The 25,128-nt window shown below is 56.1% G+C and carries 25 protein-coding genes; 12 read left to right on the top strand and 13 right to left on the bottom strand.

Annotated features, from left to right (window positions below; all coding sequences use genetic code 11):
- Positions 1 to 29 precede the first annotated feature (29 nt).
- From sufC to ADS46_RS05570, 5 genes are read left to right on the top strand one after another with little or no spacing between them, the layout of a single operon-like run.
- Entirely contained in the window at positions 30 to 779 is a 750-nt protein-coding gene (gene sufC / locus ADS46_RS05590; protein ID WP_066317385.1) for a Fe-S cluster assembly ATPase SufC, read from the top strand.
- Positions 776 to 2,116 carry a Fe-S cluster assembly protein SufD gene (gene sufD / locus ADS46_RS05585; protein ID WP_066317384.1) on the top strand — a complete coding sequence of 447 codons (1,341 nt, stop codon included), beginning with the start codon at positions 776 to 778 and terminating at the stop codon, positions 2,114 to 2,116. Before sufC ends, sufD begins: the two co-directional genes overlap by 4 nt.
- Before the next feature lie 14 nt (positions 2,117 to 2,130).
- A complete protein-coding gene (locus ADS46_RS05580; protein WP_066317382.1) occupies positions 2,131 to 3,396 on the top strand; it encodes an aminotransferase class V-fold PLP-dependent enzyme in 1,266 nt (421 codons plus the stop codon).
- 8 nt (positions 3,397 to 3,404) lie between these two features.
- Positions 3,405 to 3,974: a putative Fe-S cluster assembly protein SufT gene (gene sufT, locus ADS46_RS05575; RefSeq protein WP_066317380.1), complete on the top strand. Its 570-nt coding sequence runs from the start codon at positions 3,405 to 3,407 to the stop codon at positions 3,972 to 3,974.
- A gap of 19 nt (positions 3,975 to 3,993) precedes the next feature.
- Positions 3,994 to 4,674 carry a SanA/YdcF family protein gene (locus tag ADS46_RS05570; protein ID WP_066317378.1) on the top strand — a complete coding sequence of 227 codons (681 nt, stop codon included), beginning with the start codon at positions 3,994 to 3,996 and terminating at the stop codon, positions 4,672 to 4,674.
- Here the strand turns inward: ADS46_RS05570 and ADS46_RS05565 are convergent.
- The 4 genes from ADS46_RS05565 to ADS46_RS05550 all read right to left on the bottom strand — a co-directional run bounded on the left by ADS46_RS05565 (position 4,671) and on the right by ADS46_RS05550 (position 7,745).
- Complete coding sequence (locus ADS46_RS05565) at positions 4,671 to 5,117, bottom strand: hypothetical protein (protein ID WP_066317376.1); 447 nt, start codon at positions 5,115 to 5,117, stop codon at positions 4,671 to 4,673. The two genes, ADS46_RS05570 and ADS46_RS05565, sit on opposite strands and share 4 nt — an antisense overlap.
- Before the next feature lie 88 nt (positions 5,118 to 5,205).
- Positions 5,206 to 6,114 carry a 30S ribosomal protein S6--L-glutamate ligase gene (rimK, locus tag ADS46_RS05560; protein ID WP_066317374.1) on the bottom strand — a complete coding sequence of 303 codons (909 nt, stop codon included), beginning with the start codon at positions 6,112 to 6,114 and terminating at the stop codon, positions 5,206 to 5,208.
- Between the two features lie 73 nt (positions 6,115 to 6,187).
- Positions 6,188 to 6,628: an ATP-dependent zinc protease gene (locus ADS46_RS05555; RefSeq protein ID WP_066317365.1), complete on the bottom strand. Its 441-nt coding sequence runs from the start codon at positions 6,626 to 6,628 to the stop codon at positions 6,188 to 6,190.
- Positions 6,629 to 6,704: 76 nt separating this feature from the next.
- The gene (locus ADS46_RS05550) at positions 6,705 to 7,745 is read right to left on the bottom strand and encodes a DUF3549 family protein (RefSeq protein ID WP_066317362.1); all 1,041 of its coding nucleotides are present in this window, start codon (positions 7,743 to 7,745) and stop codon (positions 6,705 to 6,707) included.
- Positions 7,746 to 8,030: 285 nt separating this feature from the next.
- Between ADS46_RS05550 and ADS46_RS05545 the strand changes: the two genes are divergently transcribed.
- Positions 8,031 to 8,363 carry a YqcC family protein gene (locus tag ADS46_RS05545; protein WP_066317359.1) on the top strand — a complete coding sequence of 111 codons (333 nt, stop codon included), beginning with the start codon at positions 8,031 to 8,033 and terminating at the stop codon, positions 8,361 to 8,363.
- 74 nt (positions 8,364 to 8,437) lie between these two features.
- Here ADS46_RS05545 and ADS46_RS05540 read toward each other — a convergent pair whose 3' ends face one another.
- The 4 genes from ADS46_RS05540 to ADS46_RS18475 all read right to left on the bottom strand — a co-directional run bounded on the left by ADS46_RS05540 (position 8,438) and on the right by ADS46_RS18475 (position 11,282).
- On the bottom strand, positions 8,438 to 9,064 hold the full coding sequence (locus ADS46_RS05540; protein WP_066317356.1) for an OmpW/AlkL family protein: 627 nt from the start codon (positions 9,062 to 9,064) through the stop codon (positions 8,438 to 8,440).
- 473 nt (positions 9,065 to 9,537) lie between these two features.
- A complete protein-coding gene (locus ADS46_RS05535) occupies positions 9,538 to 10,404 on the bottom strand; it encodes a DMT family transporter (protein ID WP_066317355.1) in 867 nt (288 codons plus the stop codon).
- An 11-nt stretch (positions 10,405 to 10,415) separates the two neighbouring features.
- Positions 10,416 to 10,955 (bottom strand): aspartyl/asparaginyl beta-hydroxylase domain-containing protein, encoded by a 540-nt coding sequence (locus tag ADS46_RS18480; RefSeq protein WP_082925999.1) that lies wholly within the window; start codon positions 10,953 to 10,955, stop codon positions 10,416 to 10,418.
- On the bottom strand, positions 10,956 to 11,282 hold the full coding sequence (locus ADS46_RS18475; RefSeq protein WP_082925998.1) for a hypothetical protein: 327 nt from the start codon (positions 11,280 to 11,282) through the stop codon (positions 10,956 to 10,958).
- Between the two features lie 316 nt (positions 11,283 to 11,598).
- On the opposite strand from ADS46_RS18475, the gene ADS46_RS05525 reads away from it, so the two are divergent.
- Positions 11,599 to 12,483 (top strand): LysR family transcriptional regulator, encoded by an 885-nt coding sequence (locus ADS46_RS05525; RefSeq protein WP_066317353.1) that lies wholly within the window; start codon positions 11,599 to 11,601, stop codon positions 12,481 to 12,483.
- A 155-nt stretch (positions 12,484 to 12,638) separates the two neighbouring features.
- Here the strand turns inward: ADS46_RS05525 and putA are convergent, their stop codons facing one another.
- The 5 genes from putA to ADS46_RS05500 form a co-directional block, all read right to left on the bottom strand.
- Positions 12,639 to 16,304 carry a bifunctional proline dehydrogenase/L-glutamate gamma-semialdehyde dehydrogenase PutA gene (gene putA, locus ADS46_RS05520; protein WP_066317347.1) on the bottom strand — a complete coding sequence of 1,222 codons (3,666 nt, stop codon included), beginning with the start codon at positions 16,302 to 16,304 and terminating at the stop codon, positions 12,639 to 12,641.
- A 148-nt stretch (positions 16,305 to 16,452) separates the two neighbouring features.
- On the bottom strand, positions 16,453 to 17,943 hold the full coding sequence (putP, locus tag ADS46_RS05515; protein ID WP_066317345.1) for a sodium/proline symporter PutP: 1,491 nt from the start codon (positions 17,941 to 17,943) through the stop codon (positions 16,453 to 16,455).
- A 424-nt stretch (positions 17,944 to 18,367) separates the two neighbouring features.
- Positions 18,368 to 19,192 carry an AraC family transcriptional regulator gene (locus ADS46_RS05510; protein WP_066317344.1) on the bottom strand — a complete coding sequence of 275 codons (825 nt, stop codon included), beginning with the start codon at positions 19,190 to 19,192 and terminating at the stop codon, positions 18,368 to 18,370.
- A gap of 23 nt (positions 19,193 to 19,215) precedes the next feature.
- The gene (locus tag ADS46_RS05505; protein ID WP_066317341.1) at positions 19,216 to 19,575 is read right to left on the bottom strand and encodes a hypothetical protein; all 360 of its coding nucleotides are present in this window, start codon (positions 19,573 to 19,575) and stop codon (positions 19,216 to 19,218) included.
- Positions 19,576 to 19,846: 271 nt separating this feature from the next.
- Positions 19,847 to 20,254 carry a CBS domain-containing protein gene (locus tag ADS46_RS05500; RefSeq protein ID WP_066317336.1) on the bottom strand — a complete coding sequence of 136 codons (408 nt, stop codon included), beginning with the start codon at positions 20,252 to 20,254 and terminating at the stop codon, positions 19,847 to 19,849.
- A 223-nt stretch (positions 20,255 to 20,477) separates the two neighbouring features.
- On the opposite strand from ADS46_RS05500, the gene ADS46_RS05495 reads away from it, so the two are divergent.
- From ADS46_RS05495 to ADS46_RS05475, 5 genes are all read left to right on the top strand, one after another.
- Positions 20,478 to 20,999: a YqaE/Pmp3 family membrane protein gene (locus ADS46_RS05495; RefSeq protein WP_066317333.1), complete on the top strand. Its 522-nt coding sequence runs from the start codon at positions 20,478 to 20,480 to the stop codon at positions 20,997 to 20,999.
- Positions 21,000 to 21,116: 117 nt separating this feature from the next.
- Entirely contained in the window at positions 21,117 to 21,986 is an 870-nt protein-coding gene (locus tag ADS46_RS05490) for a carboxylate/amino acid/amine transporter (RefSeq protein ID WP_066317330.1), read from the top strand.
- Positions 21,987 to 22,099: 113 nt separating this feature from the next.
- Positions 22,100 to 23,008, top strand: coding sequence for an NAD(+) kinase (locus tag ADS46_RS05485; RefSeq protein WP_066317328.1), 909 nt, complete (start codon positions 22,100 to 22,102; stop codon positions 23,006 to 23,008).
- Positions 23,009 to 23,010: 2 nt separating this feature from the next.
- Positions 23,011 to 24,027, top strand: a complete 1,017-nt coding sequence (locus ADS46_RS05480; RefSeq protein ID WP_066317325.1) for a metallophosphoesterase — start codon at positions 23,011 to 23,013, stop codon at positions 24,025 to 24,027.
- 245 nt (positions 24,028 to 24,272) lie between these two features.
- On the top strand, positions 24,273 to 25,118 hold the full coding sequence (locus tag ADS46_RS05475) for a rhomboid family intramembrane serine protease (protein ID WP_066317324.1): 846 nt from the start codon (positions 24,273 to 24,275) through the stop codon (positions 25,116 to 25,118).
- Positions 25,119 to 25,128: the final 10 nt, after the last annotated feature.

The raw sequence follows: 25,128 nt of genomic DNA, 5'->3' as shown, positions 1-25,128 counted from the left end.
GATCTGTAAGCATTTGAAGGGTTTTTACTATGTTGGAAGTTAAAGATTTACACGTCACCGTCGAAGGCAGCGAGATTCTCAAAGGCCTCAGTCTGACAATCAACGAGGGTGAAGTGCATGCGCTGATGGGCCCTAACGGCGCGGGTAAATCCACGTTGTCGGCGGTAATTGCGGGCAAGGATGGCTACGAGGTCACCCAGGGCAGCATTACCTTCAAGGGTCAGGACGTGCTGGAAATGGAAATCGAAGAGCGTGCCCAGGCGGGCCTGCTGTTGGGTTTCCAGTACCCGGTCGAAATTCCCGGGGTGAAAAATATCTACCTGCTCAAAGCCGCCCTCAACGCCCAGCGTGCCGCGCGTGGTGAAGACGAGTTGCCAGCACCTGAGTTCATGAAGCTGGTGAAAGAGAAGCTTGGCCTGATGAAGATGGATGCCAGCTTTTTGCAGCGTGCGGTCAACGAAGGCTTTTCTGGCGGCGAGAAGAAGCGCAACGAAATTCTGCAAATGCTGGTGCTGCAACCCAAGCTCGCCATGCTTGACGAGATTGACTCGGGGCTTGATATCGACGCCATGAAAGTCGTTGCCGACGGGGTCAACAGCCTGCGCGCCCAAGACCGCGCGATTCTGCTGGTGACCCACTACCAGCGCCTGCTCGATTACATCGTCCCGGACAAGGTTCACGTTCTGGTCGACGGGCGCATTGTCAAAACCGGCGATGCAGAGCTTGCCAAAGAGCTGGAAGCCAACGGGTACGAAGGCATTGAGGAGTCTGCGGCATGAGCGACACGCAAACGTTTTTGGACACGCTGAACGCGCGTAGCCAACAGCGCGATGCAGAGCCGACCTGGATCGCGGCTCGCCGCCAGGCTGGCGCGGCGCGCTTCGAGGCTGTTGGCTTCCCCACTCGCCGTGATGAAGAGTGGAAATACACCGATGTTCGCTCTATTGCCCAGGGCAATTTTGCCCTGGCGGAAAGTGCCGAGTTCTCCCAGGCCCAGGCAGCCGCATTGACGCTGCCCCTGGATGCCTACCGGCTGACGTTTGTCGACGGCGTGTTTTCATCAGCGCTGTCTGATCTGGAGGCACTGCCCGATAGCGTTCAGATGCTGCCGTTGTCCAAGGCCCTGACCGACAATCATGAAGCCGTTGGCGGGCCGCTGGGTCGTCTGACAAGCGTTGATTTTTCCGCCTTTGCGGCACTCAATACGGCGTTTATGGAAGAAGGTGCCGTGGTACGCATCGCACCGGGGACAGTGGTGGAAAAGCCCATTCTGCTGCAATTCCTTTCCCGTGCCGGTACGCCAGTGATGAGCCATCCGCGTATTCTGGTAGAAGCCGGTAGCCGCAGCGAAGCGACGCTGATCGAACATTATGCCGGTCAAACCGATGCCACGAATTTCACCAACGTGGTGGCTGAGCTGATGCTGGACCGTGGTGCGATTCTGAACCACTACAAGCTTCAGGAAGCCCCGCTGGGCGATATGCACGTGGCGAGTATCCATGTCGAGCAAGGCCGCGATACCCGGTACAGCTCCTACAACCTGAATCTGGGCGGTGCGCTGGTGCGTAACGACCTGATCAGTGACTTGAACGGCCAGGGGGCTGAAACCAACTTCCTCGGGCTGTTCTTTGGCCAGGGTCGCCAGCATGTCGATAACCACACCAAGGTCAATCATAATGCGCCGCTGACGTTCTCCAACGAGAACTACAAGGGCATTCTGGATGACCGTGCCCACGGCGTGTTTAACGGCAAGGTATATGTCAAACGCGACAGCCAGAAGATAGAAGGTTTCCAGAGCAACCAGAACCTGCTGCTTTCCGACCGTGCTCACATCGACGCCAAGCCTGAGCTTGAAATCTACGCGGACGACGTCAAGTGCTCCCACGGCACGACCACCGGCCAGCTTGATGAAGAAGCCATCTACGCATTGCGCACCCGGGGAATCGACGAAGCGACCGCTCGCGGTCTACTGACACTGGCGTTTGCCGGTGAAGTGCTGGAGCAGGTGGCGCTGGATGCCGTGGCCGAGCGCGTGGAACTTGCCGTCGCCGGTAAATTGCCAGAGCGTTTCAACCTTGCCGGGTTGGTAGAAGCAGCGGTTTCGCTCAACGACTAATCAAGGAGCTATCGATGCCCCATACCGTGATTGAGACGCCCTTGGAGCAAGACAGCGCGCGCTATGACGTGGCCGCGCTGCGCCGGGAATTCCCGGTGCTTAGCCGCGAAGTTAACGGCAAGCCGCTGATCTACCTGGACAATGCGGCGACCAGCCAGACGCCGCAGCCAGTGATAGACGTATTCAGCGATTACTACTCGCGCTATAACGCCAACATTCACCGTGGTCTGCACACCCTGGCCGATGAGGCCACCGCGGCGTTTGAGGGTACGCGTCAACGGGTGAAAGGGTTTCTCAATGCGGAAGACGCGCGTCAGATTATCTTTACCCGAGGCACCACCGAGGCGATTAACCTGGTGGCGCAAAGCTGGGGGCGCACCCAACTGCATCCTGGCGATGAGGTGCTGATATCGATGCTGGAGCACCATTCCAACATCGTGCCCTGGCAACTGCTGGCAGCCGAGCGCGGGTTTACCATCAAGGTCATTCCCGTGGACGCAAATGGCGCGCTGGATATGGACGCCTATCGGGAACTGTTGAGCGAGCGTACCAAGCTGGTCGCAGTCAATCACGTGTCCAATGCGTTAGGTACGATCAATCCCGTTAAAGAGATGACGTCGCTGGCGCATCAGTTTGGCGCCTTGACCCTTGTTGATGGCGCCCAGGCCGCGCCGCATCAACGGGTTGACGTGCAGGACATCGATGCTGATTTCTATGCCTTCTCGGGGCATAAGGTCTACGGGCCTACCGGCGTTGGTGTGCTGTATGGCAAAAAAGCGTTGCTGGAAGCGATGCCCCCCTGGCAGGGCGGCGGTGAGATGATCGACACCGTTTCCTTTGACGCGGGCACTACCTTTGCTGCTATTCCGCACAAGTTCGAGGCGGGGACGCCGGCGATTGCCGAAGTCATTGCCTTGGGCCGCGCCCTTGAGTGGATGGAAGGTGTCGGGGTCGAGGCGATTAGTGCCTGGGAAGGCGTTTTGCTTCATCATGCCACCCAGGCGGTCAGCCAGGTGGAGGGGCTACGTATTCTGGGTACCGCACCGAACAAGGCAGGCGTGCTATCCTTCGTGGTTGACGGGGTACATGCCCAGGATATTGGCCTGTTGATCGACCAGTTGGGCGTGGCAATCCGCACGGGGCATCACTGCGCTCAACCGCTCCTGCATCACTTCGGGGTAGAAGCAACGTGTCGGGCCTCATTTGCTGCGTATAATACCCTTGAAGAGGTAGAAACCTTTGTAGCGGCGCTCAACCGCGTTATCGGAATGGTGCGCTAAGGGAGCTTATGGATATCGAGCAAGTAGCCAGTTTGCAGCGTGGACAAAGCTTACCGCTTCAGCGCGATGTGGAAGCGATCGCGATACCGTTTGGCAGCACCGAGCAGTTGCCGGAAGATAGCGTCGTAAGCGTCATGCAGGCCAAGGGCAGTACGGTGAGTGTCGGCTTTGAGGGGCGGTTGTTCTTGATTGAAGGCAGCAACCTGGATGCGTTGGGGCTTCCTCCATTGCCGCGACCAACGCTGCACGAAGATGCCACGGAAGACGAAATCGAGCAGTTCGTCTGGGATCAACTGCGGACATGCTTTGACCCTGAGATACCTGTCAATATCGTCGACCTGGGGCTGGTTTACGGCTGCAGGATCGAGCGACTGATCAGCGGTGAACGGATGGTGACCATTCGTATGACGCTTACCGCCCCTGGTTGTGGCATGGGCGATGTGATTGCTGCCGACGCGCGTAACAAGATCCTTGGCGCGCCGCAGATCAGCAAGGTGCATACCGAGATTGTCTTCAGCCCGCCCTGGAGCCGTGACATGATGAGCGAAGAGGCGAAGCTTGAGCTGGGTATGTTTTAACGGCGGGACGGCGCGCTAAATGCGTATACCGCTGATCAGATGGATATCGCGTATGTTAATGTCGCTGGGAGCCTTGCTGCTTCTGGCGACATTGCTATTTGTAGGTGCCAATCTATGGATTCTGGGGCGAACAAGCGCTTATATCCATGAGCAACTTCCCCAGTGTGTACCCACCGAGGTAGGGATCGTCTTTGGTACCTCGAACTGGACACGCAGCGGCATGCGCAATCCTCATTTCCATGCGCGAATGCGCACCGCCGCCCGGTTGGTTGACCATCAAAAAGTACAGCATCTGCTGCTGTCGGGCGATAATCGTACTCAGGCCTATAATGAACCCCGCGCCATGTGGCGAGACTTGACGCGCCGAGGCGTAGCCCCTGAGCAGCTGACAATGGACTTTGCCGGTTTCAGTACCTACGACACCCTGGCAAGAGCCCGCGACGTTTTTCAGCTGGACCAGGCGGTATTGATTACCCAGGACTGGCACTTGCCCAGGGCGATCTTCATCGCCCAGGCATTGGGCATGGAGGTAACGGGCTGTGTCGCTGAAGAGCGCGATGGAGCGGGTGGCTGGCACGTGCTGATGCGCGAGTGGGCAGCCAGGGTGGCCACGCTCGGTGATTTGTATATCTGGGGGCGCGAGCCTTACTTTCTAGGCCCGCCGGAGCCTATTCAAACCTTACCCGAGCGCACGAATTAGCGGCTTGTTTTGCGTTTTTGCAGCTCGTATAGCTCGCGGATCAGCTGACGACAGCCCTTCATGCAATCTTCGATAACCGGCTCGATAGGGGCGGGTAGCGGATGAGTGAAGAGCGTTGACAACGCCTGCATCAAGACGCGCTCCTGCTCCAGCAGCTCGTTGATCAGCACTTGACTGTCGTTGCCGACAAAACTTTTCAGACGGCTCCAGAGCCATAGAAAGTCGTCGCGCTCAACGTCAGCGTCCCGGGGCAGCATCTTCAGATGCGTCCGTGCCAGGTCCTGCAACTGGTGCATGGATTCTAGGCGTGCAGCGTAATGCGGCTTCAATGCTTCGCGCAGGGAAGGTCGCAGGCGTTCTATATTGTCCTGGAAATAATCAATGCTATCGGCCAGCGCTTCCAATGCGCTGTCCATCGCCACTTGGCGATTGTCGAGAAACATGAGCGTCTACCTCCTTCGGTGACGCAGATTGTGGCGGGGGTGCGCTAGATTTGCCACCCCCTTGACGAATTATTTTTGCGCAGACCGGTTAGCCTTTTGGCTTGGGTGGTGCTTTACGCGCCGGCATGGCATTTTTTTCGATGTGTTCAATAATCATGCTGGCGATGTCTTTGCCCGTGGCACTTTCGATGCCATGCAAACCGGGGGAGGAGTTCACCTCCATGATCACCGGGCCATGATTGGAGCGCAGCAAATCGACACCCGCAACCCGCAGCCCCATGGCCTTGGCCGCACGGATGGCGGTGGAGCGCTCTTCAGGCGTAATCCGGATGACGCTGGCGGTGCCGCCGCGGTGAAGGTTCGAACGGAATTCACCGTCGGCCGCCTGACGCTTCATGGAGGCCACGACTTTATCACCGATCACGAAACAGCGAATATCGGCACCGCGTGCTTCCTTGATGTACTCCTGCACCATAATGTTGGCTTTCATGCCCATAAAGGCTTGAATAACCGACTCCGCCGCCTGATTGGTTTCAGCCAACACCACGCCAATGCCCTGGGTGCCCTCCAGCAGCTTAATGACCAGCGGGGCACTCTTTACCATGGTGATCAGGTCGGGAATGTCATCCGGCGAGTGGGCAAAGCCGGTAATGGGAAGCCCCAACCCTTTGCGTGACAGCAATTGAAGCGAGCGCAGCTTATCCCTTGAACGCGTAATCGAGACGTTATCGTTGATAACGTAAGTACCCATCATTTCGAACTGACGGAGCACCGCGCAGCCATAAAAGGTGACGGATGAACCAATCCGCGGGATGACCGCGTCGAAAGGCTCGATTTCCTGACCCTTATAGTGAATCGACGGGTGGTGTGAGGCAATGCTCATATAGCAGCGCAGGGTGTCAACCACTCGCGCAGTGTGTCCACGACTTTCAGCGGCTTCCACCAGGCGGCGCGTGGAGTAGAGGTTGCGATTACGGGAAAGCAAAGCGATGTGCATGCGAAACTCCAAGCCTAGTCGAAGGGGCGTAGTGAAAGAGGAAGTGGAAAACCAGCGTGGAATGCTAACAAACTTAAGGTTCGCCGTGTAAAAACGCAGCCCCCGGTGCCACCAGCAAACGGCGCATTGCACGCCGCCCCAATAGCATGGGGTGTCGCATATTGCTGCGGTCCGCAAGGCTTAGCTCAACCGGAAAGTTGAGGTCACCCAGGCGCATTGGAGTGCGGATCACATAACGCCATTCAGCGTGTCCGTTCGAGCTGGTCACCCGTCGGCGATCGTGTAAATGCACCTTCAGACGGTGAGCCGGGGTTTCAGGCCCACCGCTATGGGTAATAAAGCTGACCCATAGCTGACCTTCTTCATCTTCATGGGTCTGGATCTCCTCGGCGTGCAACGCCGAGGTACGCGCCCCTGTGTCTGCTTTGCAGCACAGATGAAGTCCCAGATCTGGCAAATAGACCATTTCACGACGGCCAATCACCGCTTTGGCCTGGTAAGGGAGTTCTTTCAAAACGACTCCTTAGGAAGCCGACGATTGACGATAGCCTTCTTCACGTTCATCGGGCGTTCCTTAGCAACATCAGTAATCAACCCTGGCCGCTATCGGCCGACAATTCAGCTACGCGGGCGTGGATCCTTGAGCCTTCCGGTGCATCACGCAGCGCCATCAGTAATGGCAAACGTAGCCGGGGAATCAGTGCCAAGTCTTTTACCATCGCAATAAAATCGGTGCGTTCATCATCAGCCAGGCGCGACAGGAAAAGCGGCAGGCGTTCGCCGTCTTCCAGATGTGACCAGCCCCTGCCCGCCATCGCCGCCAGTACGTCGGGGCCACTGGTGGTCTCATCGCGGAGCAACTGAGCATACCAATTGCCTGCTTCGTCGGTGTCCGTCGCTCCGACGGCCCGCACGCAGGCACATAGCATTTCAAGATCACCTGCAATGATGGCTTTTTCACCCCGCTGGCGCAATGCGGCGACCAGGCTGCTGGGCAAAGGCTGATGCTCCAGGCAAAGGCAAAAGGCCTGAGCAACCCCTGTGGGCAAACGGGCGAACTGGGTGGCTAATCGTTCTGCCGTCTCTTCATCGAGGCGGACTACCACGTCGGCGATACCCTGTAACCCCAACTGTTGCCAGTCTAGCGCCTGTGGATCGCGTAGGTAAGCGTCGACGGGTTCAAAATACCGACTGGCAGGCAAGTCAAGCGCATTGGTTGCCCGGGCATTAAGCATCGCCTGAAAAGGGGCGCTCGGGGTAAAGGCGAGCGGGTTGTCCTTCATCAGGTTGTCAACTTCCGAGCCGTGCCCCTGACCCAACTGCGAGACGTTGCGGCCGAGGGTTTCAAGCAGCCGGTTCAGAAACGCATCGCGCTGGGCGGGCACCAGGTGGCCTTCCTCGTCCAACGGCAGAGCCAGAAACCAGATTGCCGGTTCGGGCATATCACCCAGACGAAACACAATGGCCACGCGCGCCTGACCTTGCCAGGGTTCAGGCCATGGGCTTTGGGCATTTTCCAGCTGGCGCAGTGCATCAATGGGGCACGGGGTGACGCGCCGTCCCATATGATAAAGCGACACACTGGCTCCGCTGCGCTGAAAAAACTCGTCTAGGGTGCGAATTGGTTGCATAACTTCCTTTCCCATTGCAAGCCTGCACTCTACCTTGCGGATAGCAGCCTGTCAGCCGTAGGCACCCATAATATCACGCCTTTTTTACTGTCTGGTTAAAAATTAAACAGTCATCGCCAACCCGCATGGGAAACGCGGATGCGATACCTTTCCATAGCTTATCCACAGTCTCTTGCAGGTTTTCTGTGAATCTGTGAATAACGAAGATCCCGGTGGATGAGTGGCAACTCATCCATAGAGTAGGGATAATGCTTGTTTAATTATCTGATTTAACATAGGTGGTTTATGGGTGCACATCGCGAGCTTCATACCGCGCTTCTTGACCTTGAAGCGACGCTAAAGGCCGCTGACCTATGGCGTATGCCAACCCCAGAAGCAGCGGCTTTTTCCAGCCAGCAGCCGTTCTGTGTCGATACAATGTCGCTGCTCCAGTGGCTGCGCTTTGTGTTTATCGCGCGCCTGGAGTCGCTGGCTGAAGCGGGTGGGCCGATGCCCGCCAAATGCGAGGTGGCGCCCGCCGTGGCGGCCTATTTGCAGCAGGAGCAAACACCTGCCCATCACCAGTTGCTCGTTGTGCGGGCTGTGGAGAGAGTGGATAAGGTCGTCACTGAAAACTGAAGGCCGTTGTAACAACAAAGCCCGCCGCAAGGCAGGCTTTGTGGATAACGCCTGAGAGGTTATTGGCTGTCAGCCTAGAAGCGATAGCTGAGGCCACCCATAACCACGACAGGGTCGATCTCAACGGTACCGGCCGCTGCACCGTCAACGCTGGCATCGGTATCGATGTCGATGTACCAGGCCGCGGCGTTCAACGCCCAGTGGTCATCAATCAGCAGGTCGACGCCTACTTGCCCCGCTGCACCCCAGGAGTCATCCAGATCTAAATCGCCAATCGCGAGCTCTTCATCGGAGAAATGGGTGTAGTTGATACCCGCGCCGACATAAGGCTGTACCCGGGACTGTGTGCCGCCCAGCGGGTAATACTGCATTGTCAGGGTTGGCGGCAAGTGCTTGGTGGAAGCGATATTACCGCCGTTCAGGTGGATATCGTGCTCGAACGGCAGCGCGGCCAATAGCTCCACGCCGACTTTATCGAGGAAGCGGTAGCCCAAGGTGAACGCAAAATCGGTTTCATCCTGTACATCCACGGCCAGCGCACCGTTGGCCAGTGAGCCGTTGTCGCTTTTAGGAGCGACTTTGGCAACACCCACGCGGGTAAAGAAATCACCCGCGCCGTAAGCGAATGCCTGGCTGCTGGTCATCAACGCAGAAGCGGCAACGGTGGATACAAGTAGGGTAGGCAGGGCGGCTTTACGCATGGGGGCACTCCTGATGTTAAAACAGACAGTTTCAAACGACTCGTTGCAACGCTGGACGGCTATTCGATAGCCGCTTAACGATGTGGCCAGTGTAACGAGATCCAGGGAGTGGATTATTGATCCAGGGCAAGGGTTGCTGGGTAGTTGCTATGCCCTAAAGAAGATGCCCCTCAGGCTGGCATAAAAATGCAAGCCACGCCTCGCAACAAGCGCGTGATTGCGGGCGCTATGATAACGTATATGTACCTAAAGGCGTATATTAGTTGAGAATTGAACATGCAAGAGATGCGTCATGGCCGGAATCACAGCAACTGAGGCGCGCAGCATTTGGCCACTAACAAGGAAAGGTCATGCGGTAGGGGGGACAATCCTGATCTGTGTTTGCTGAGCTCTGGAGGAGGATGGGTGGCATTGGCCCGACGTTCACCTTTTTTAAGAACTGATTGTCTACTTAAAGCCCTAAAACCGACTCCTCACCGAATAAGCCGACCATATATAAGCAGTGAAGATACAACCATTGCTCCACCGATAATCGTTAATAAGCTCAATGGTGCATCGTAGACAAGATAGTCTAATAAATATGTAATAACAGGCACCAAAAAAAACAGCGTTGAGACCTTGCTTGCTTTGTCCCCTTTCAGCATGTATACCAGCAAAAGCACGGCCCCCACTGAGACCACGACAATCATCCATAGCGCTGAAAAGATAAATTGTGGCGTTAGTTTTGCGTCAAAACCATAAAGTCCAACCCCAAAAGCGAAGATGGCAGAGGATAAGCAGTATTGAACCAGCACCGAACTCATTACATGAACGTTGGTATGCTTCTGTAGGATAGTGCCAAACGTCATTGCCAATACGGATAAGCTGGCGAATATAAGTCCGGGTACCGTAACAACATCTACCGCACCGCCCCCTGTGACTGCAATCACCAGTCCGACAAATCCAAGAAGCAGCACCATATAGCCTTTGCCACCAATGCGTTCCAGCGCAAGCACAGGGGTGAGTAAAGGTTGGCATCCAAGTACAATAGCAAGCATGCCGGGCGACAGGTCGTGAGCGATAGAAGCAAAGAAGAACCCCTGATAGAGGACCTGCAAAAAAAGCCCCACGAATAAGAGCCGAATCCAGGTTGGCCTGGGCATTGAAAGCAAGCTCCGAATCTCGGCCGGAAGAAGCGTAGCCAGTAATATCGTCATCACCAGCAAGGCGCCAAGAGACCTGACTAGGAGGAAGGACAGTACAGAAGAGTCCTGTAAACCAGCTTTAACAAAAAGGGCACCACTGCTCCACATGGCTAGAAAGAGCAGTGGCGCCAAACGGGCAAGATTGAAACTGACCATAATGGAGTCACTCACCAACTGGCGATTGAAAAGCGCTCACCCAAATTTCGGTTCTCAATCAAATAGTGCTTAAGCGCTTTCGCCTTGGCTGCGACCTCTTCATCGTTTTTGCTCAATGCGGCATCAATTATCCAGTCATAGCATTCTGATACGGGTATATCGTAAGTGAAATGGAATTTTGATGCGGCAAATATTATATCTTTAAAGGTTTGTTTGTTTAACATCTTGGCTATGCTTGCCACAATTTCATTTTTTTCGATTGAACTGACTGTATTTCTTTTTACATAGGTCGGTTTGACACCTTCTTCGTACCTTGCTGATTCGTTGAAAATATCACGAGGATCAAAATCTCCCTGAAAAACAAAATCAAGGCAGATTGCCATACGGCTTTTGTTTGAAAAATTAATGGCAGCGTGATCTTTGGCCGCGTCAAGGAACCATACTTCTCCTTTGCGCATCTGGAACACACCGCCTTCATCAGAGTGGTAGGATTCAGGGTTATTTTCAAGCATCATAAAAACTCGAAAGTAGCGTTCAGTTTCACCGTCCATTTAAACAAAATCTCGATGCGGGATAACCATTCCGTCAATCAAGTTTCTAGCTCTAACCATAATTAGATTTTTAATAGAAAAATTATCTTCGATAATTTTATTTATCATTTGGCATTTTTTGAGGTGCGACGTCGGTATTGCTATTTCACAGTTTCGAAACTGTGTGTCATAGTCATGTCCTGATGCATTAAACAACGAGATGTTTTTCCAATACCCTTGTGCAAATTCATCATACTCTTCATGGATCTTGGGTAGATTGTTGAGGTATTCAATTTCGCTAGAAAGGTTGACTGCGTCAAGGTCGATTTTTGCCACAATAAAAGACATAGCTTATACTCCACTTGAAAGTTTGGAAGATTGTTTTTAACCCTAGCTGTCAAAGTGGGGAAATCCCAGCGAATAATGTTGATAGGTGGGTATCAATATTTTAGATATGGTGACTGCCCTATTCTTATGGGATATTAATCCATAGAATAACTAAAATACCTTTTATAAAGCATGGTGGGCATGGGGAGAGCAGAGGTTGAAGCAGAGTATGGGGCACTGAGTGCCAGAAAAGATCTTTTTAAGAAAGTGTTTGGGGATACTTGAAACCGCAGGTGCTGCACTTATTATTACTTGAATTCAGGACTAGGAGTGCCAAATGGATCTAGACATCGATTGCTTACGCACCTTCATCGCCGTGTCTGAGCTGAGCAGCTTCACCAAAGCTGCCGTACGCCGTCATCGTGTACAGTCTGCAATCAGCTGGCAGATAAGGAAGCTGGAGCTACAGTTAGGAACGCCGCTTTTCACAAGGCATAGCGGCGGTGTGTCACTCACAAAAGCTGGCAAGCAGTTACTCAAGCGGGCTAAAGAAATTCTCGAAATAAACGAGCTGGCGCTAAATGAATTGTCTGGTGTCAGCGACGACCAAAAGGTGACAATCGGAACCAGCGATGTATTCTTGGCAAGTTTCATACCGGACTTGCTTAGAGCGTGCTGTGACTCTCATCCAGGAATAAGTATAGAAGTTGTCTCTGGATATAGTGATGAGATTTGGCGTGCTTATTCAACAGGCGAGGTTGATATTGCACTTACTCAGAATTGCCCTGAGTCTATTTCAAGCAGGCTGTTGTTGACCACACCGATGGTATGGATAGCACCAAATGCCCAATTTTCTTGGCAAGAGAAGAGGTTGAGGATTGCCTGCTTTACTGATGGTTGCTCCGACCGATCCATGATCCTCAATGCCCTCGATAGCAACGGGTTAGATTATGAGATTGTCTTTTCGTCATCAAACCTTGCTGGTGTTTTATCAGCAGTAGCAAATAATCTCGCTATATCGGCGATCCCACATGTTGCGGTAACTGATGATGTCTACAAACTGGAAAACAATAATTTTTTACCGAACCTAGGAAGTATTGATATCTCTGTATCAGCTAACTGTACAAATCCAGATAGTCCGGTGAGAATGGTAGAAGAAATGATTGTTGGTTTTTTTGAATATAAAAACAATATAAGTAAATCAGTGGTTAAGGCATGTTAACGCTCCTTCTTCTATCATTTTAAAAGTTCTTAAGCCGACTTTTTAGTTCTGTAGAACTCCGTTACAGGTGGCGACTGAATGACCTTGTGTCTTTCATTGGGGAGACGCCAGTATTGGCGTCTCCCGACCACGTTAGATCACGTTCAGTAGCGATCCTATTCAGCCGTTGCCAATAAGCTCGCGTTGCCGCCCGCTGCGGTGGTGTCGATGCACAGATGGCGTTCCACCACGTAGCGTTCCGGCGAAACGGTCTGGGTCTCGAGCTGGATGACGGCGCCGTCGCGCTTGGCCAGCGCAATGCGCAGTTCGCGGGTCCAGTCGCTGTTGCCCGCGGCGGCGACCGCCGCAATACCTTTGACCTCACTCAATGTCTCGGTCGAGACGCTTCCGTCGAGCCCCGCGACTGGCGCACCGGCATCGATCAGCGGCTTCACTGCCTGTTCGGCGCCTGGCGCGACCAAGACGGCCGCACAGCCAGTGCCAAGAGCCTGTGCGGCCTGGGCGATGGCAACATCCAGGGTTGGCCCCAGGCACAGCACCATGCCCTTGGGATACATCGCCAGACGATTGCTTTCACCCGTTGGCCCCGGCAGTGTCTGCGGGGTCATATCCAGCGCTGCCGTCTCATTGAGCGCCTTGCGGATCACACCGCCTTTGCCGGAGAGCGCCTTGCGCAGTACCTCGATGCGATTGGGGCGTACCGCCCAGTTGCGCGCATCCAACCCGTCGATGGCGGATTGGAGATCGCCCAGTGATACGGTTTTTTCGTGTGGCGCCTCAGTGCGTTCGGCGTCTGCGGTGCGGCGGAAGCGCGTCACGTAGAGCGGGCCGCCGGCCTTGGGTCCGGTGCCTGAGAGGCCCTCGCCGCCGAACGGCTGGGAGCCGACGATGGCGCCGATCTGGTTGCGGTTGACATAGACATTGCCGACATGGATGCGCTCGACGATCTGCTGCACGCGGTCATCGATACGGGTATGCAGGCCGAAGGTCAGCCCGTAGCCCTTGCCGTTGATGTCGTCGACCACCTTGTCGATATCCCGCGCCTTGAAGGTGGCCACGTGCAACACCGGGCCAAAGATTTCACGCTCGAGATCCTCGATGCCGCCAACATCGATCACCGCCGGGGTAACGAAGGTGCCGGTCTCCGGCGCGGGTAGCTTCTTCAGCACCTTGCCAGCCTTCTCCTGCGCCGCTACATAATCGCTGATTTCCTGTTGGGCATCGGCATCAATCACCGGCGATACGTCAGTATCGGTATTCCAGGGATCGCCGATGGTCAGTGCGTCCATGGCACCGTAGAGCATGTTGAGCAACCGGTCCCGGGCCTCTTCCTGGACATACAGCATGCGCAGCGCGGAACAGCGCTGACCAGCCGACTGGAAGGAGGAGATCAGAATATCGCGTACCGCTTGCTCGGTGAGCGCCGTGGAGTCGACGATCATGGAGTTGAGTCCGCCGGTTTCGGCGATCAGTACGGCATCAGGCCCCGCGTTCTCGGCCAGCGCCTTGTGGATGATCTGTGCCACCGGGGTCGAGCCGGTGAAGCAGACACCGGCAATACGCGGATCGCTGGTCAACGGGCCACCTACCGTCGGGCCATCGCCCGGGAGTAGTTGCAGCGCCGCTTCGGGCAAACCGGCTTCGCGCATCAACTCGACGGCACGGGCCGCGATCAGAGGCGTCTGCTCGGCGGGCTTGGCGAGTACTGCGTTACCGGCCACCAGGGCGGCCGCGATCTGCCCGGTGGTGATGGCCAGGGGGAAGTTCCACGGACTGATGCAGACGAAGATACCGCGGGCGCTGCCGGGCTCTTCCGCTTCCAGCCGCTCGCCTTCGTTGGCGTAGTAGCGTAGGAAATCCACTGCCTCACGCACTTCGGCGATACCATCGAACATCATCTTGCCCGCTTCGCGGGTGGTGATCACGGTCAGTTCGGCGATGTGTTCTTCGTAGAGGTCGGCGGTGCGGCGCAGTACCGCGGCGCGTTCTGTCACAGGGCGCGCCGACCACTCTTTGAAGCCTTCCTCGGCGGCGTCGAGGGCCGTGGCGACCTCTTCCGGGGTGGCTTCATGCACTTTGCCGATTACCCGAGTGCCGTCGGCGGGGGAGACCGCATCACGCGCCGGGCCCTTGGGAGCCGGGTTGCCTGCTAGCATCGGGCCTGCGGTCCAGGTGGCGTTGGCAAAGGTTTCACGCGCATCGAGCAGCGGCAGGATCGAAGCGGGCTCGTTGATGCGGTAGCCCTTGGAGTTCTTGCGGTCGGGCTCGAACAGCTCGCTGGGCTGGCGGATCAAGGGGCTTGAAACGTCATTGCCGAGCTGCTTAAAGCCTTCAATGGGATCCTTCGAGACCTCGCTGGGCGGAATTGAGCTATCCACCACTTGGTTGACGAACGAGGAGTTGGCGCCGTTCTCCAGCAGGCGGCGAACCAGGTAGGCCAGCAGGTCGCGGTGCGCGCCGACCGGGGCGTAGATGCGACAGTGCGTGCCCTCTGACTCTTTAACGATGTGGTGCAGCGATTCGCCCATGCCATGCAGGCGCTGGAACTCGTAGCTGTCCTTGTCGTCGCCCGCCATCTCGACAACGGCGGCGCAGGTGTGGGCGTTGTGGGTCGCAAACTGCGGGTAGATGCGGTCGCGCCGGTCGAGCAGCATTTGCGCGCAGGCCATATAGCTGACATCGGTGTTGACCTTGCGGGTGAAGACAGGGAAGGTCTTGACGCCCATCTCCTGGGAGAGCTTGATCTCGGTATCCCAGTAAGCGCCTTTCACCAGGCGTACCATGATCTTGCGGTCATACCGCTCGGCGAGTTCGTAGAGCGTCTCGATCATCGGCGCGGCGCGGCGCCCGTAGGCTTGCACGACCACCCCAAAGCCGTCCCAACCGTCCAGGCTGGGGTCGGCCATTAGCGCCTCGATCACGTCGAGGGAGAGATCCAGCCGATCCTGCTCTTCGGCGTCGATATTGAAACCGATATTGGCCTTGGCTGCCTGCTGCACCAGTTCCTTGGCGCGGGGCAGAAGTTCCGCCATTACCGTTTCACGGTGGGTATATTCATAGCGCGGATGCAGCGCCGAGAGCTTCACCGAAATGCCGGGGCTACCGCGTACATCGCCCTTGGCCTGTTCGGCGATGGCCGAGATCGCCTTGGCATACGCCTGGTGATAGCGGACGGCATCTTCATCGGTGCGCGCTGCTTCGCCCAGCATGTCGTAGGAGTAGGTGTAGCCCTGTTTCTCGAGTTCGCGGGCATTCTTCATGCCTTCATCGATAGTCTGGCCGAGCACGAACTGGCGGCCAAGAATCTTCATCGACTGGCCAACTGCTTTACGCACGACCGGCTCGCCCATGCGGCGCACCAGGCCCCGCAGCGCCCGTGTGGGCCCCTTGGGGTCCTCTTCCAGTACCTTGCCGGTCAGCAGCAATGCCCAGGTCGAGGCATTGACCATTGAAGACGAGGACTTGCCCAGGTGGGCGCCCCAGTCGGAGGGTTCGATCTTGTCGTGGATCAGGTCGTCGATGGTTTCCGCATCGGGCACACGCAGCAACGCCTCTGCCAGGCACATGAGGCCAACGCCCTCGGTGGTCGAGAGCCCGTACTCGGCCAGGAATGCCTCCATCATTGAGGGCGACCTTTCCTTGCGCACACGCTCTACGTACTTGGCACCAACGGCGGCGACTTGCTTGCGGTCATCCTCCGACAGCTTGATACGCTCGATAAGCCCGTGCAGTACATCTGCCTCATTGGCGTCGTAATTCTTGCGAATGCGTGAGCGCAGGTCACTCACGTCGCTATGCAGATGAGGGTTGGCTTCGTTCATAGGGATCTCTCCTTGCTAGCCGACACGTAACGTTACTGCGTCGGTTAGGGTTTAGTCGGTCTTTTGGCAGCAAACACAAAAGATCAAACCAACAGAGGGCTCCTGGGGGAGCCCTCCTGATACGTTGAATGTATCCTGCGCGCTCTTGCTAGCGGGTAATGTGCTGATATTCACCGGCATCTGCAGTGGCACTGCTTACCACCAGGATGGCAAGGAAGGCTGCGATGAAGCCGGGAATGATCTCGTAAATGCCCGGGCCACCCATGAAGGAAGCGTTCCAGCCCAGGGCAATCCAGATCATGACGGTGGCGGCACCCACGACCATGCCAGCAATGGCGCCATTGCCGTTGGTACGTGACCACATCAGCGACAGGATGATCAGCGGGCCGAAGGCGGCGCCGAAGCCTGCCCAGGCGTTACTGACCAATCCGAGTACCTGCGAGTCTGGATCCGACGCAATCACGGCGGCTATCAAGCCCACTAGGACGACGCTCACACGGCCCACGTTCACGCACTCCTTGTCAGTGGCTTCTTTACGCAGGAAGAGGCGATAGAAGTCCTCGGTCAGCGAAGAAGACGCTACCAGTAGCTGGCTGGAAATGGTGCTCATGACCGCCGCCAGCAGCGCTGCATACAGGAAGCCGGTGATCAGCGGGTGGAACAGCAACTCCGCCAGGATAATGAAGATGGTTTCCGGGTCTTCGACATCCATGCCGTTGCGGACCGCATAGGCGCGGCCAAAAATACCCAGCGACACCGCGCCGATCAGCGAGATGGCCATCCAGCTCATGCCGATGTTGCGGGCAATTGGTACATCCTTGAGCGTGCGGATTGCCATGAAGCGCACGATGATGTGTGGCTGGCCAAAGTACCCAAGCCCCCAGGTCACCGCAGACAGCCAGCCAATAAAGGTCAACCCTTCTGTCCACGAAAGCAGCGTGGGGTCAACTTCATTGAGGGTCTGTGATGCCTGGCCGAAGCCGCCGCCGCCTTCGCCAAAGAGCACCACCGCCGGCATGATCACCAGGGCCAGCATCATGATGCAGCCTTGCACGAAGTCCGTCATGCTCACCGCGAGAAAGCCACCGACCACGGTGTAAACCAGCACGACGCCGAGGGTGATCAGCACGCCCGCACCATAGTCGCTCATGCCGCCAATGTTCACGACCCCCGCAAAGGCGCTTTCGAACAGCTTGCCGCCGGCCACCAGGCCCGATGCGGTGTAGACCGCAAAGAAGATGACGATCACGATGGCAGACACCGTGCGCAGGGAAAGCGACCGTGTCGGAAAGCGATTTGCCAGGAAAGCCGGAATGGTGATCGCATTGCCATAGTGAACCGTCTGTTCACGCAGGCGCGGAGCGACCAGAATCCAGTTGAATAATGCCCCGACGAGCAGGCCAATACCGATCCAGGCCGATCCGAGGCCAGAAGCGAACATCGCACCGGGCAAGCCCAGCAGCAACCAGCCACTCATGTCCGACGCGCCAGCTGACAAGGCGGCCACTTTGGGGCTGAGGTTACGGCCACCCAGCATGTAATCTTCCGAGGAAGAGGTGGCTTTGCGCATCGCATAAATGCCAATGGCAATCATGAGCGCAAAGTAGGCAATGAGACTGATCCAAACACCAATAGCCATGTAACTTCTCCAATTCTTCGGGACGGCGTTAATTCCGCCCGGTTTGTGCGGTTACCGGGAAGGGCCCGGTAGTCATCCGCATTATTTTTATTAACCCGTTTTTCATTCACGCCACGGGGCTTAACGAACGCCCGCAATAGACAGTGTCAGAAAGGTTGATGGCACCTTTATCAGCAATGATCCCAGTATTATTTTCGACCATAAGAGAGTTCCCTGTTCATGAGTTTTGGTTTGTCGATGATGAGCTGCTTACTCATCGCCCTGCGCCGAAAGCGGCGCGTTTCCGCCCATTAAAGCGGTAATAATGGTAACAGGACGTAAAACCTGAGCTAACGCTCGAATGTAGAGCGGAGTGGCTGTCGGTGTATGCCATTTCCACGGGAAAATATGTCAAATTCGAGGTAAGTCGATCACTTATAAGACGTTAGTTTAGTTTGACAGGCTCTGCCAGGGGATTATATGGACGGCTAGTCAACGGGGTGGAGAGTCTGCGGGATTGACGAAGCTGGCGGGGAGAGAGCCCATAGCCACGGCGAAACGCATGCGATAGCGCACTCTGGTTGGCAAAACCGGTTTGCAGCGCAATATCGGTCAACGACAATTGGCTCTGTACCACAAGCTGATGGGCCGCATGGAGTCGCTGACGCTTAACGTATTGCCAGGGCGAGAGCCCTGTCTGTTGACGGAAACGTTCCGAAAAATGTGCCTCGCTCAGGCACACCAGTTTCGCCAGGTCGGCGACACGCAGATTGTCGGCCATATGCTGTTGAATATAACGGTCAAGGTGGCGAATATCGAGACGCGAGGGTGGGTCAGAGACATTGCCCAGGCGCCCCTTGAGAGCCCCCAGAAAAGTGGCAGCCAGTCGGTCATGTTGAAAGGGCGGCAGGCCAGGGGAGTCGGTCTGGCCAAGCTCACATTCCATGAAGGCCAGGTAGTGGCGCAGCGAGGCATCCAGAGCAAAAAAACGCGGCGCATCGAACAGGGCGACCAGCTCGCGCTGCTCACCGGTAAGCGCCGGTGCATCTTCTGGCAGGTCCAGAATCAGCTGTCGGTTATAGCCACTGCCCGAGTAGTAGTGCTCATGATTCGCGGGCACGATACAGCCCGAAAACGCATTGACACGGCCGCCCAGCCCCTTGATCTCAAACTCCGACGCACCGCATAGAGTGATAACGATTTGGTGAAAATCATGAGCGTGGTGACGCGTAGCGCTTTCCAGAGGAATTCGGCGAATCGTGCTGGGCATAGGAATCTCCGTCGCCACCTGCGTTAATGTGCATGGAGTTCGGTGTGGGCCGCCAAATGGTCACGCAGGGCTTTCAGCTCCGCCTGACCTTCTGCGTTAAGCAGAGGCTTTCCCTGAGCCAGCTGCCAGCGCCTACCATGTTGGTCCATCAAGTGGGATGCCCGCCTCCGCACCCCCTCCAGGTACTCGTCATGCCGGATGGGGTAGCCGATCAGGGCGTTCCATTCCGTCTCGCTCACCTGGCTGGCCAGCGCTTTGTCAAAAAGTGCCAGCAGATCTTTCGGCTCGGTGCGGTACCTTGGCGTGCGTGAGGTCAGCAACACGGCGACGACACTGCCAATCACCAGAAAACACACCCCGAATACCAAAAGATAAAGTGCCATGCAGTACTCCCTTGGGGGTTGAGTGCGAAATGTCGATACAGACCATTATACCGTTCACATTTTTTGAAACGAAAATTTTGCAGATTGCCGAACTTTTTCAGAAAAGCGTGTCTGAGTAAGTACAGACAACGTAGTGATAGCAGTCGCTAATGGTGTTGTCTCGCTATTGTTTTGATCCCTTGCTTCCGCTGCTCCATGAGCAGCGGTTTTTTTTGCCTGACGTTCATGACGTCACGGCGGCCTGCTTTCGCAATGTTTGGCGACAGCCTCCTTAGTGGCGGCGAATGGTGAGCAAGGCGACAAGGATATCCCGCCGTGTAACAATCCCAACCAGGCGGCGTTGTTCAACCACCGGATATATTTTGGGCTTTGCGCCCAGCATTTCCTGAGCCAGATCGGTAATGCTTTTCACCGGAGTAACGCTGAGCACTTCGTTGCGCATCAATTCTCTAACCAGGGGGGCCTCGTCGTCATGATACACGCTGTCGAGAACGCGGCCCAACACATCCTGTTCCGAGATAAAGCCGATCAGATTGTCATGCCGGTCGACCACCGGCGCCCCCGGCAGTCGGTGCAGTGCGAGCCCCTGGGCCAGAGTGGTGATCGACATTTCCGGCGAAACACGATAGCAATCGCGAGACATGATATCGCGTACTGTGTGAGGCGTGGGTTTTGACATTGTGGTTCTCCTTTTGCGTGAGCATGGCGAACATTTAGTTAACCGTCACTCCATTCACTTTAGAAGATTTACATACAGATGCGATGATCATCCCGCTGGAGCATTCAACGCTTTAAAAGCGCTTGTAAAGGGCCGGGGGCGTCGCAATTGTTATTCTTATCTGGTCGAATAACCCAAGGGGCTGGCCGCAACAGACCCCAATGACTTGGCGTGAGGAAACATTATGGACGCACGTGAATATTTGAATCGCAAAGGGGTGCCGCTGGACCGTGATGCCGACCGCCCCAACACGCTGGAAGAGAAATCCTGGGAGCGTGCGCGTGAAGCCGGGCATCAACCCCCCAAGGTGGGAACACCCCACGATTGGGAAGAGTGGGAGCGCTATCACGATGATCTGGCGCACGACGCTGACGCTCTGACGCAAAAAATCGACAAGGAAGCACACCGCAAGACGAAGGTTAACGAGTCCACCAAGGCTGAAGCGACGCCCGCTGTTGATAAAAGCGTTGAATATTACACCCCTGAAAAACCGTCTGTTAACGAATCGGCGACGCAGCCACCGCCGCTGACAGACATGCCTTCATCGGTGAAGGCCGCGTACTATGCATTGGCTGTGCTATTCCCGCCATTGGCGGTAGCGCTGACGGATGGGGGCGCGCGACGCGTCGCCATTACGACCTTACTGACGCTATGCGTCTGGCTACCTGGAGTCGTTTTTGCTTTTGTCTGGCTTCGCCGACAATAAGGCGCGCCAATTCCCAGGCAGATCAACATTCAAGCGATGTTTTTGCCTACCAGCCATTGGCATTGACGAAACGCTACGTATAATTCATGTCAACTTTTATAATGTCTGGGGTTTACAATGGCGTATCTCGTCGGTGTCACCGCGCTGTGGGCGTTCTCTTTCTCGCTGATTGGCGTTTATCTGGCGGGCCAGGTGGACAGCTATTTTGCGGTCCTCCTCCGGGTAGGGCTTGCCGCCCTGGTGTTCTTGCCGTTCCTGCGGCCCAGCCTGTTAAAAGGCAAGCAGCGTTTGGCGCTGATGGCGCTGGGCGCCATTCAGCTTGGCATTATGTACACCTTCTTCTATCAGTCATTTATATTGCTGTCGGTGCCCGAAGTTCTACTGTTCACTATCTTCACGCCCATTTATATCGCACTGCTGGATGACCTGCTGTTTGGGCGGTTTACGCCGATCTACCTGTTAAGCGCTGGCTTGGCTGTGCTGGGCGCGGCGGTTATCCGCTACGATGGGGTGGATAGTGGTTTTTGGGCAGGCTTTTTAGTCGTTCAGGGGGCCAATCTGTGTTTTGCCATCGGCCAGGTAGGCTACCGGCGTCTAGCGGCTGACCTGCCCGCAGACTTGCCCTGGCACAATGTATTTGGCTGGTTTTTTATCGGCGCCATGGTGATTGCGCTGCCGGTCTTCCTGCTGTTCGGTAATAGCGCCGCCTTGCCAACAACCGGTGTGCAGTGGGGCGTGTTGGCCTGGCTTGGACTGGTCGCTTCGGGCGTGGGGTATTTTGCCTGGAACCAAGGGGCTACCCGGGTCGATGCAGGTACGCTTGCGGTCATGAACAACGCGCTGGTACCCGCAGGGCTGGCCGTCAACCTGTTGATCTGGAACCGTGAGGCCGATGTGGCTCGGCTGCTGCTCGGCGCGGGCATTATGGCGGCGTCCCTTTGGTTGAATCATTGGTGGCTGCAACGTCAGCAGGCACACCCTGCCTAGGGCCGGTTGACGTTTCACTCACGTAAGTCCATTTGCCCGCGCTGCCTGCTCTGGCCATAATGGACTGATATTACTTGAGTCGACCCACGACCCATCATGTTCAGGAAGCTGCTGTGCCATCGAATACACCCAAGGAGTCAGGGCGGCCATTTAGTACCATCGGGCTAATTGGCCGCCTGGGCAGCGATAAAGTCGTCGACTCGCTGCAGCGCTTAGTCAATTACCTGGTTGAGCATCGCTACCGCGTACTGGTCGAAGATCGCACCGCAACGGTGATCCCCCACCATGGCCAGCCCGAGGCCAGTCGTCGAGCCCTGGGGGAGATGTGTGACCTGGTGATTGTGGTCGGTGGTGATGGCAGCCTGTTAGGCGCGGCCCGAACTCTTTGCCATAGCGGGACGCTGATTTTAGGCGTTAATCGAGGTCGCTTGGGCTTTCTGACCGACATCTCGCCGGATGAGCTGGAAAGCCGCGTTAGCGAAGTGCTGGCCGGTGAGTTCGAACGCGAGGAACGCTTTCTGCTGGATATGGCGTTGTATCGCAACGGTGTCATGGTGGGGTCGGGTGAAGCGCTCAATGAAGTCGTCGTCCATCCTGGCAAAGCGGTGCGCATGATCGAGTTCGAACTGTTCATCGATGGCCAGTTCGTTTACAGCCAGCGAAGCGACGGGCTGATTATCGCCACGCCCACGGGCTCTACGGCTTACGCCTTATCCGGCGGTGGACCGATCATGCACCCCAAGCTGGATGTGATTACTCTGGTGCCGATGTTCCCGCATACGCTTTCAAGCCGCCCCATTGTCATCGATGCGGCCAGCGAGATTCGCCTGCACATCGGTGAGACCAACCTGTCCTACCCCCACGTCAGCTGCGATGGGCAAACACGCTCGGTCGCCAAACCGGATGATGTGGTGGTCATTACGCGCAAGCCAGAACGCGTCCAACTGGTGCATCCCATCGGGCATAATTTCTACGAGGTGCTGCGCAGCAAACTCGGCTGGAGCAACCGGTTGGGAGACTGAAGATGGCCCACCAAATCGCCACCAAGTCGGTGTTTGAAGGCTACGATCTGATTGGGGATGTGCACGGGTGCGGGGCCACGCTCGCGGCGCTCCTCGAAAAGCTCGGCTATCGCCAGCGCAGTGGTGTCTATCGCCATCCGCGCCGCCGGGTGATCTTTCTTGGTGATCTTATCGACCGGGGGCCACGCATCCGGCTTGCCGTGACGATCGCCCGGCGTATGGTCGAGTCGGGCGAGGCCCAGATTGTCATGGGCAACCATGAATATAACGCCTTGGCGTATACCCACCCGGCACCGCCGAATAGCCAACAGCGCTGGTTACGCGAGCACACACCGCGTCACAACCGGATTATTCAGGATACGCTGGAACAGTACCGCGACCACACCAATGAATGGGAAGACACGCTGGCGTGGTTTAAAACGCTGCCGTTGTTTCTCGAGCAGGATGGCTTGCGGGTGGTCCATGCCTGCTGGGACCACCAGCTGATTGCGCAATTCAAGCAGGATTACCCGGATGGCTGCCTGGATGACGATTTTCTGGTCGCGTCTACCGATCCATCGACCCAGGCATTTCAGATTCTGGATCGCCTGACGCGGGGCAGTCATCTACCGCTTCCCGACAATGTTGCCATTCATTCGGGTGATGGGTTTACGCGGCGCAGTTTCCGCACTCATTTCTGGGCAGCATCGCCGCAGTGCTGGGGCGATGTCGCCTTCCAGCCTGATAACTTACCCGGCGATCTAGAGCAGCGACCGCTCAGCCAAAAAGAACGCGAGACACTAAGTTATTATGGCCCTGACGAGCCGCCCTTGTTTGTCGGCCATTACTGGTGTGAAGGCATTCCTGCGTTGCCCACGGCGAACATTGCCTGTCTTGATTACAGTGCGGTGAAGTATGGCCGTCTGGTTGCCTATCGCTGGAATGGGGAACAAAACTTGAATGCCGATCAGTTTGTCTGGATTCGGGTTGCTAGAGAAGAGCAGAGTGTTTTAAACACCGTGCAGGATGACGATGATTGATCCGAATTGTTATTGTTACATTAATTTACATAATTTTTGCAAAACATATGAACTAACGTTGTCGCTGCTCGTCAGAATAGGTGTTCCCTTGAATGATCCCTTGCTATTTACCCGGCGGCCCCCCCGCCGGTTTTTTTTGTGGAAATAATAACCACTGTCTTGTCACGCCCCAGCGTGTTCTATCAAATGGTTGCCAAGCTTGGCGTTTGTATGAAAAGCCTATGTCGTTACCATGAAGGAAGCCTATGCACCCCGTAATGCGTTTACCCCCTGAAGCGGATACCCAGGCACTTCGCAAAGCGCTTTGGCGTTATCGCATAGGGCACCGGATTACCGCTGAAGGCGATGCCCTGGTGCTCTGGGTCGCCGATCCAGATCAGCGTGAAGCACTTCTCGCGCTGGTAGCCCGCTGGCAGAAGGGCGAGCCCCTTGAATTAGCTGAGCAGGTCTCAAAGGCGGATTCCCCGGGGGTGTTCCCAACGCTAAAGCAGTTGCCGGTTACCGTGGCCATGGTGGTAGTGAGCCTGGTTGTCTTCGCCCTGATGGGGGTGTTCGGTGATCTGTTGATCGTGGCCCTTACCATTGTGCCGATTGGCATCGTGGGCGGTGAGTTAAGCTACGGATCGCTGGCAGATACGCTGGCCAGCGGCCAGGTATGGCGTCTGCTGTCGCCAGCTTTTCTGCACTTTGGCTGGATGCACCTGATCTTCAACCTGATGTGGGTCTGGTATTTCGGGCGTCAGGTCGAAGCATTTCAGGGCGGACGGACGCTGCTCATGCTGCTGGTCGTCGCGGGGGTGCTGGCGAACCTGGCGCAGTACGCGACCGGTACAGTGCTGTTCGGTGGCATGTCGGGTGTCGTTTACGCCTTGCTGGGGCATGTGTGGCTGATGTCGCGTCGGGTGCCGGGAAGTGGCTTTTTTGTACCGCAAATGCTCGTCGTGTTCATGCTGGGCTGGATGGTCTTTACCATGACCGACATGGCCGGGCTGGTAGGCTTTGGCAATGTTGCCAACGAGGCGCATCTTGGCGGGCTGATCGTCGGCCTGGTTACAGGCTGGTATTATAGTGCGCGGCGTTTACGGTCTTAACTGAGGAGTT

It is taken from the genome of Halomonas sp. G11, from assembly GCF_001663515.1.
Lineage (GTDB): Bacteria > Pseudomonadota > Gammaproteobacteria > Pseudomonadales > Halomonadaceae > Vreelandella.
This window is presented reverse-complemented; position numbering and strand designations above follow the sequence as displayed.

Coding starts and splice junctions, on each gene's coding strand:
- ADS46_RS05565 (WP_066317376.1), bottom strand. CDS start 5,117: ATGTTTCTCGACAATCGCCAAGTGGCGATGGACAGCGCATTGGAAGCG.
- ADS46_RS05505 (WP_066317341.1), bottom strand. CDS start 19,575: ATGGCACTTTATCTTTTGGTATTCGGGGTGTGTTTTCTGGTGATTGGC.
- ADS46_RS05500 (WP_066317336.1), bottom strand. CDS start 20,254: ATGTCAAAACCCACGCCTCACACAGTACGCGATATCATGTCTCGCGAT.
- putP (WP_066317345.1), bottom strand. CDS start 17,943: ATGGCTATTGGTGTTTGGATCAGTCTCATTGCCTACTTTGCGCTCATG.
- ADS46_RS18480 (WP_082925999.1), bottom strand. CDS start 10,955: ATGGACGGTGAAACTGAACGCTACTTTCGAGTTTTTATGATGCTTGAA.
- ADS46_RS05490 (WP_066317330.1), top strand. CDS start 21,117: ATGGCGTATCTCGTCGGTGTCACCGCGCTGTGGGCGTTCTCTTTCTCG.
- rimK (WP_066317374.1), bottom strand. CDS start 6,114: ATGCACATCGCTTTGCTTTCCCGTAATCGCAACCTCTACTCCACGCGC.
- ADS46_RS05540 (WP_066317356.1), bottom strand. CDS start 9,064: ATGCGTAAAGCCGCCCTGCCTACCCTACTTGTATCCACCGTTGCCGCT.
- sufD (WP_066317384.1), top strand. CDS start 776: ATGAGCGACACGCAAACGTTTTTGGACACGCTGAACGCGCGTAGCCAA.
- ADS46_RS05580 (WP_066317382.1), top strand. CDS start 2,131: ATGCCCCATACCGTGATTGAGACGCCCTTGGAGCAAGACAGCGCGCGC.
- putA (WP_066317347.1), bottom strand. CDS start 16,304: ATGAACGAAGCCAACCCTCATCTGCATAGCGACGTGAGTGACCTGCGC.
- sufT (WP_066317380.1), top strand. CDS start 3,405: ATGGATATCGAGCAAGTAGCCAGTTTGCAGCGTGGACAAAGCTTACCG.
- ADS46_RS05545 (WP_066317359.1), top strand. CDS start 8,031: ATGGGTGCACATCGCGAGCTTCATACCGCGCTTCTTGACCTTGAAGCG.
- ADS46_RS18475 (WP_082925998.1), bottom strand. CDS start 11,282: ATGTCTTTTATTGTGGCAAAAATCGACCTTGACGCAGTCAACCTTTCT.
- ADS46_RS05570 (WP_066317378.1), top strand. CDS start 3,994: ATGCGTATACCGCTGATCAGATGGATATCGCGTATGTTAATGTCGCTG.
- ADS46_RS05475 (WP_066317324.1), top strand. CDS start 24,273: ATGCACCCCGTAATGCGTTTACCCCCTGAAGCGGATACCCAGGCACTT.
- ADS46_RS05510 (WP_066317344.1), bottom strand. CDS start 19,192: ATGCCCAGCACGATTCGCCGAATTCCTCTGGAAAGCGCTACGCGTCAC.
- ADS46_RS05525 (WP_066317353.1), top strand. CDS start 11,599: ATGGATCTAGACATCGATTGCTTACGCACCTTCATCGCCGTGTCTGAG.
- ADS46_RS05480 (WP_066317325.1), top strand. CDS start 23,011: ATGGCCCACCAAATCGCCACCAAGTCGGTGTTTGAAGGCTACGATCTG.
- ADS46_RS05535 (WP_066317355.1), bottom strand. CDS start 10,404: ATGGTCAGTTTCAATCTTGCCCGTTTGGCGCCACTGCTCTTTCTAGCC.
- ADS46_RS05495 (WP_066317333.1), top strand. CDS start 20,478: ATGGACGCACGTGAATATTTGAATCGCAAAGGGGTGCCGCTGGACCGT.
- sufC (WP_066317385.1), top strand. CDS start 30: ATGTTGGAAGTTAAAGATTTACACGTCACCGTCGAAGGCAGCGAGATT.
- ADS46_RS05550 (WP_066317362.1), bottom strand. CDS start 7,745: ATGCAACCAATTCGCACCCTAGACGAGTTTTTTCAGCGCAGCGGAGCC.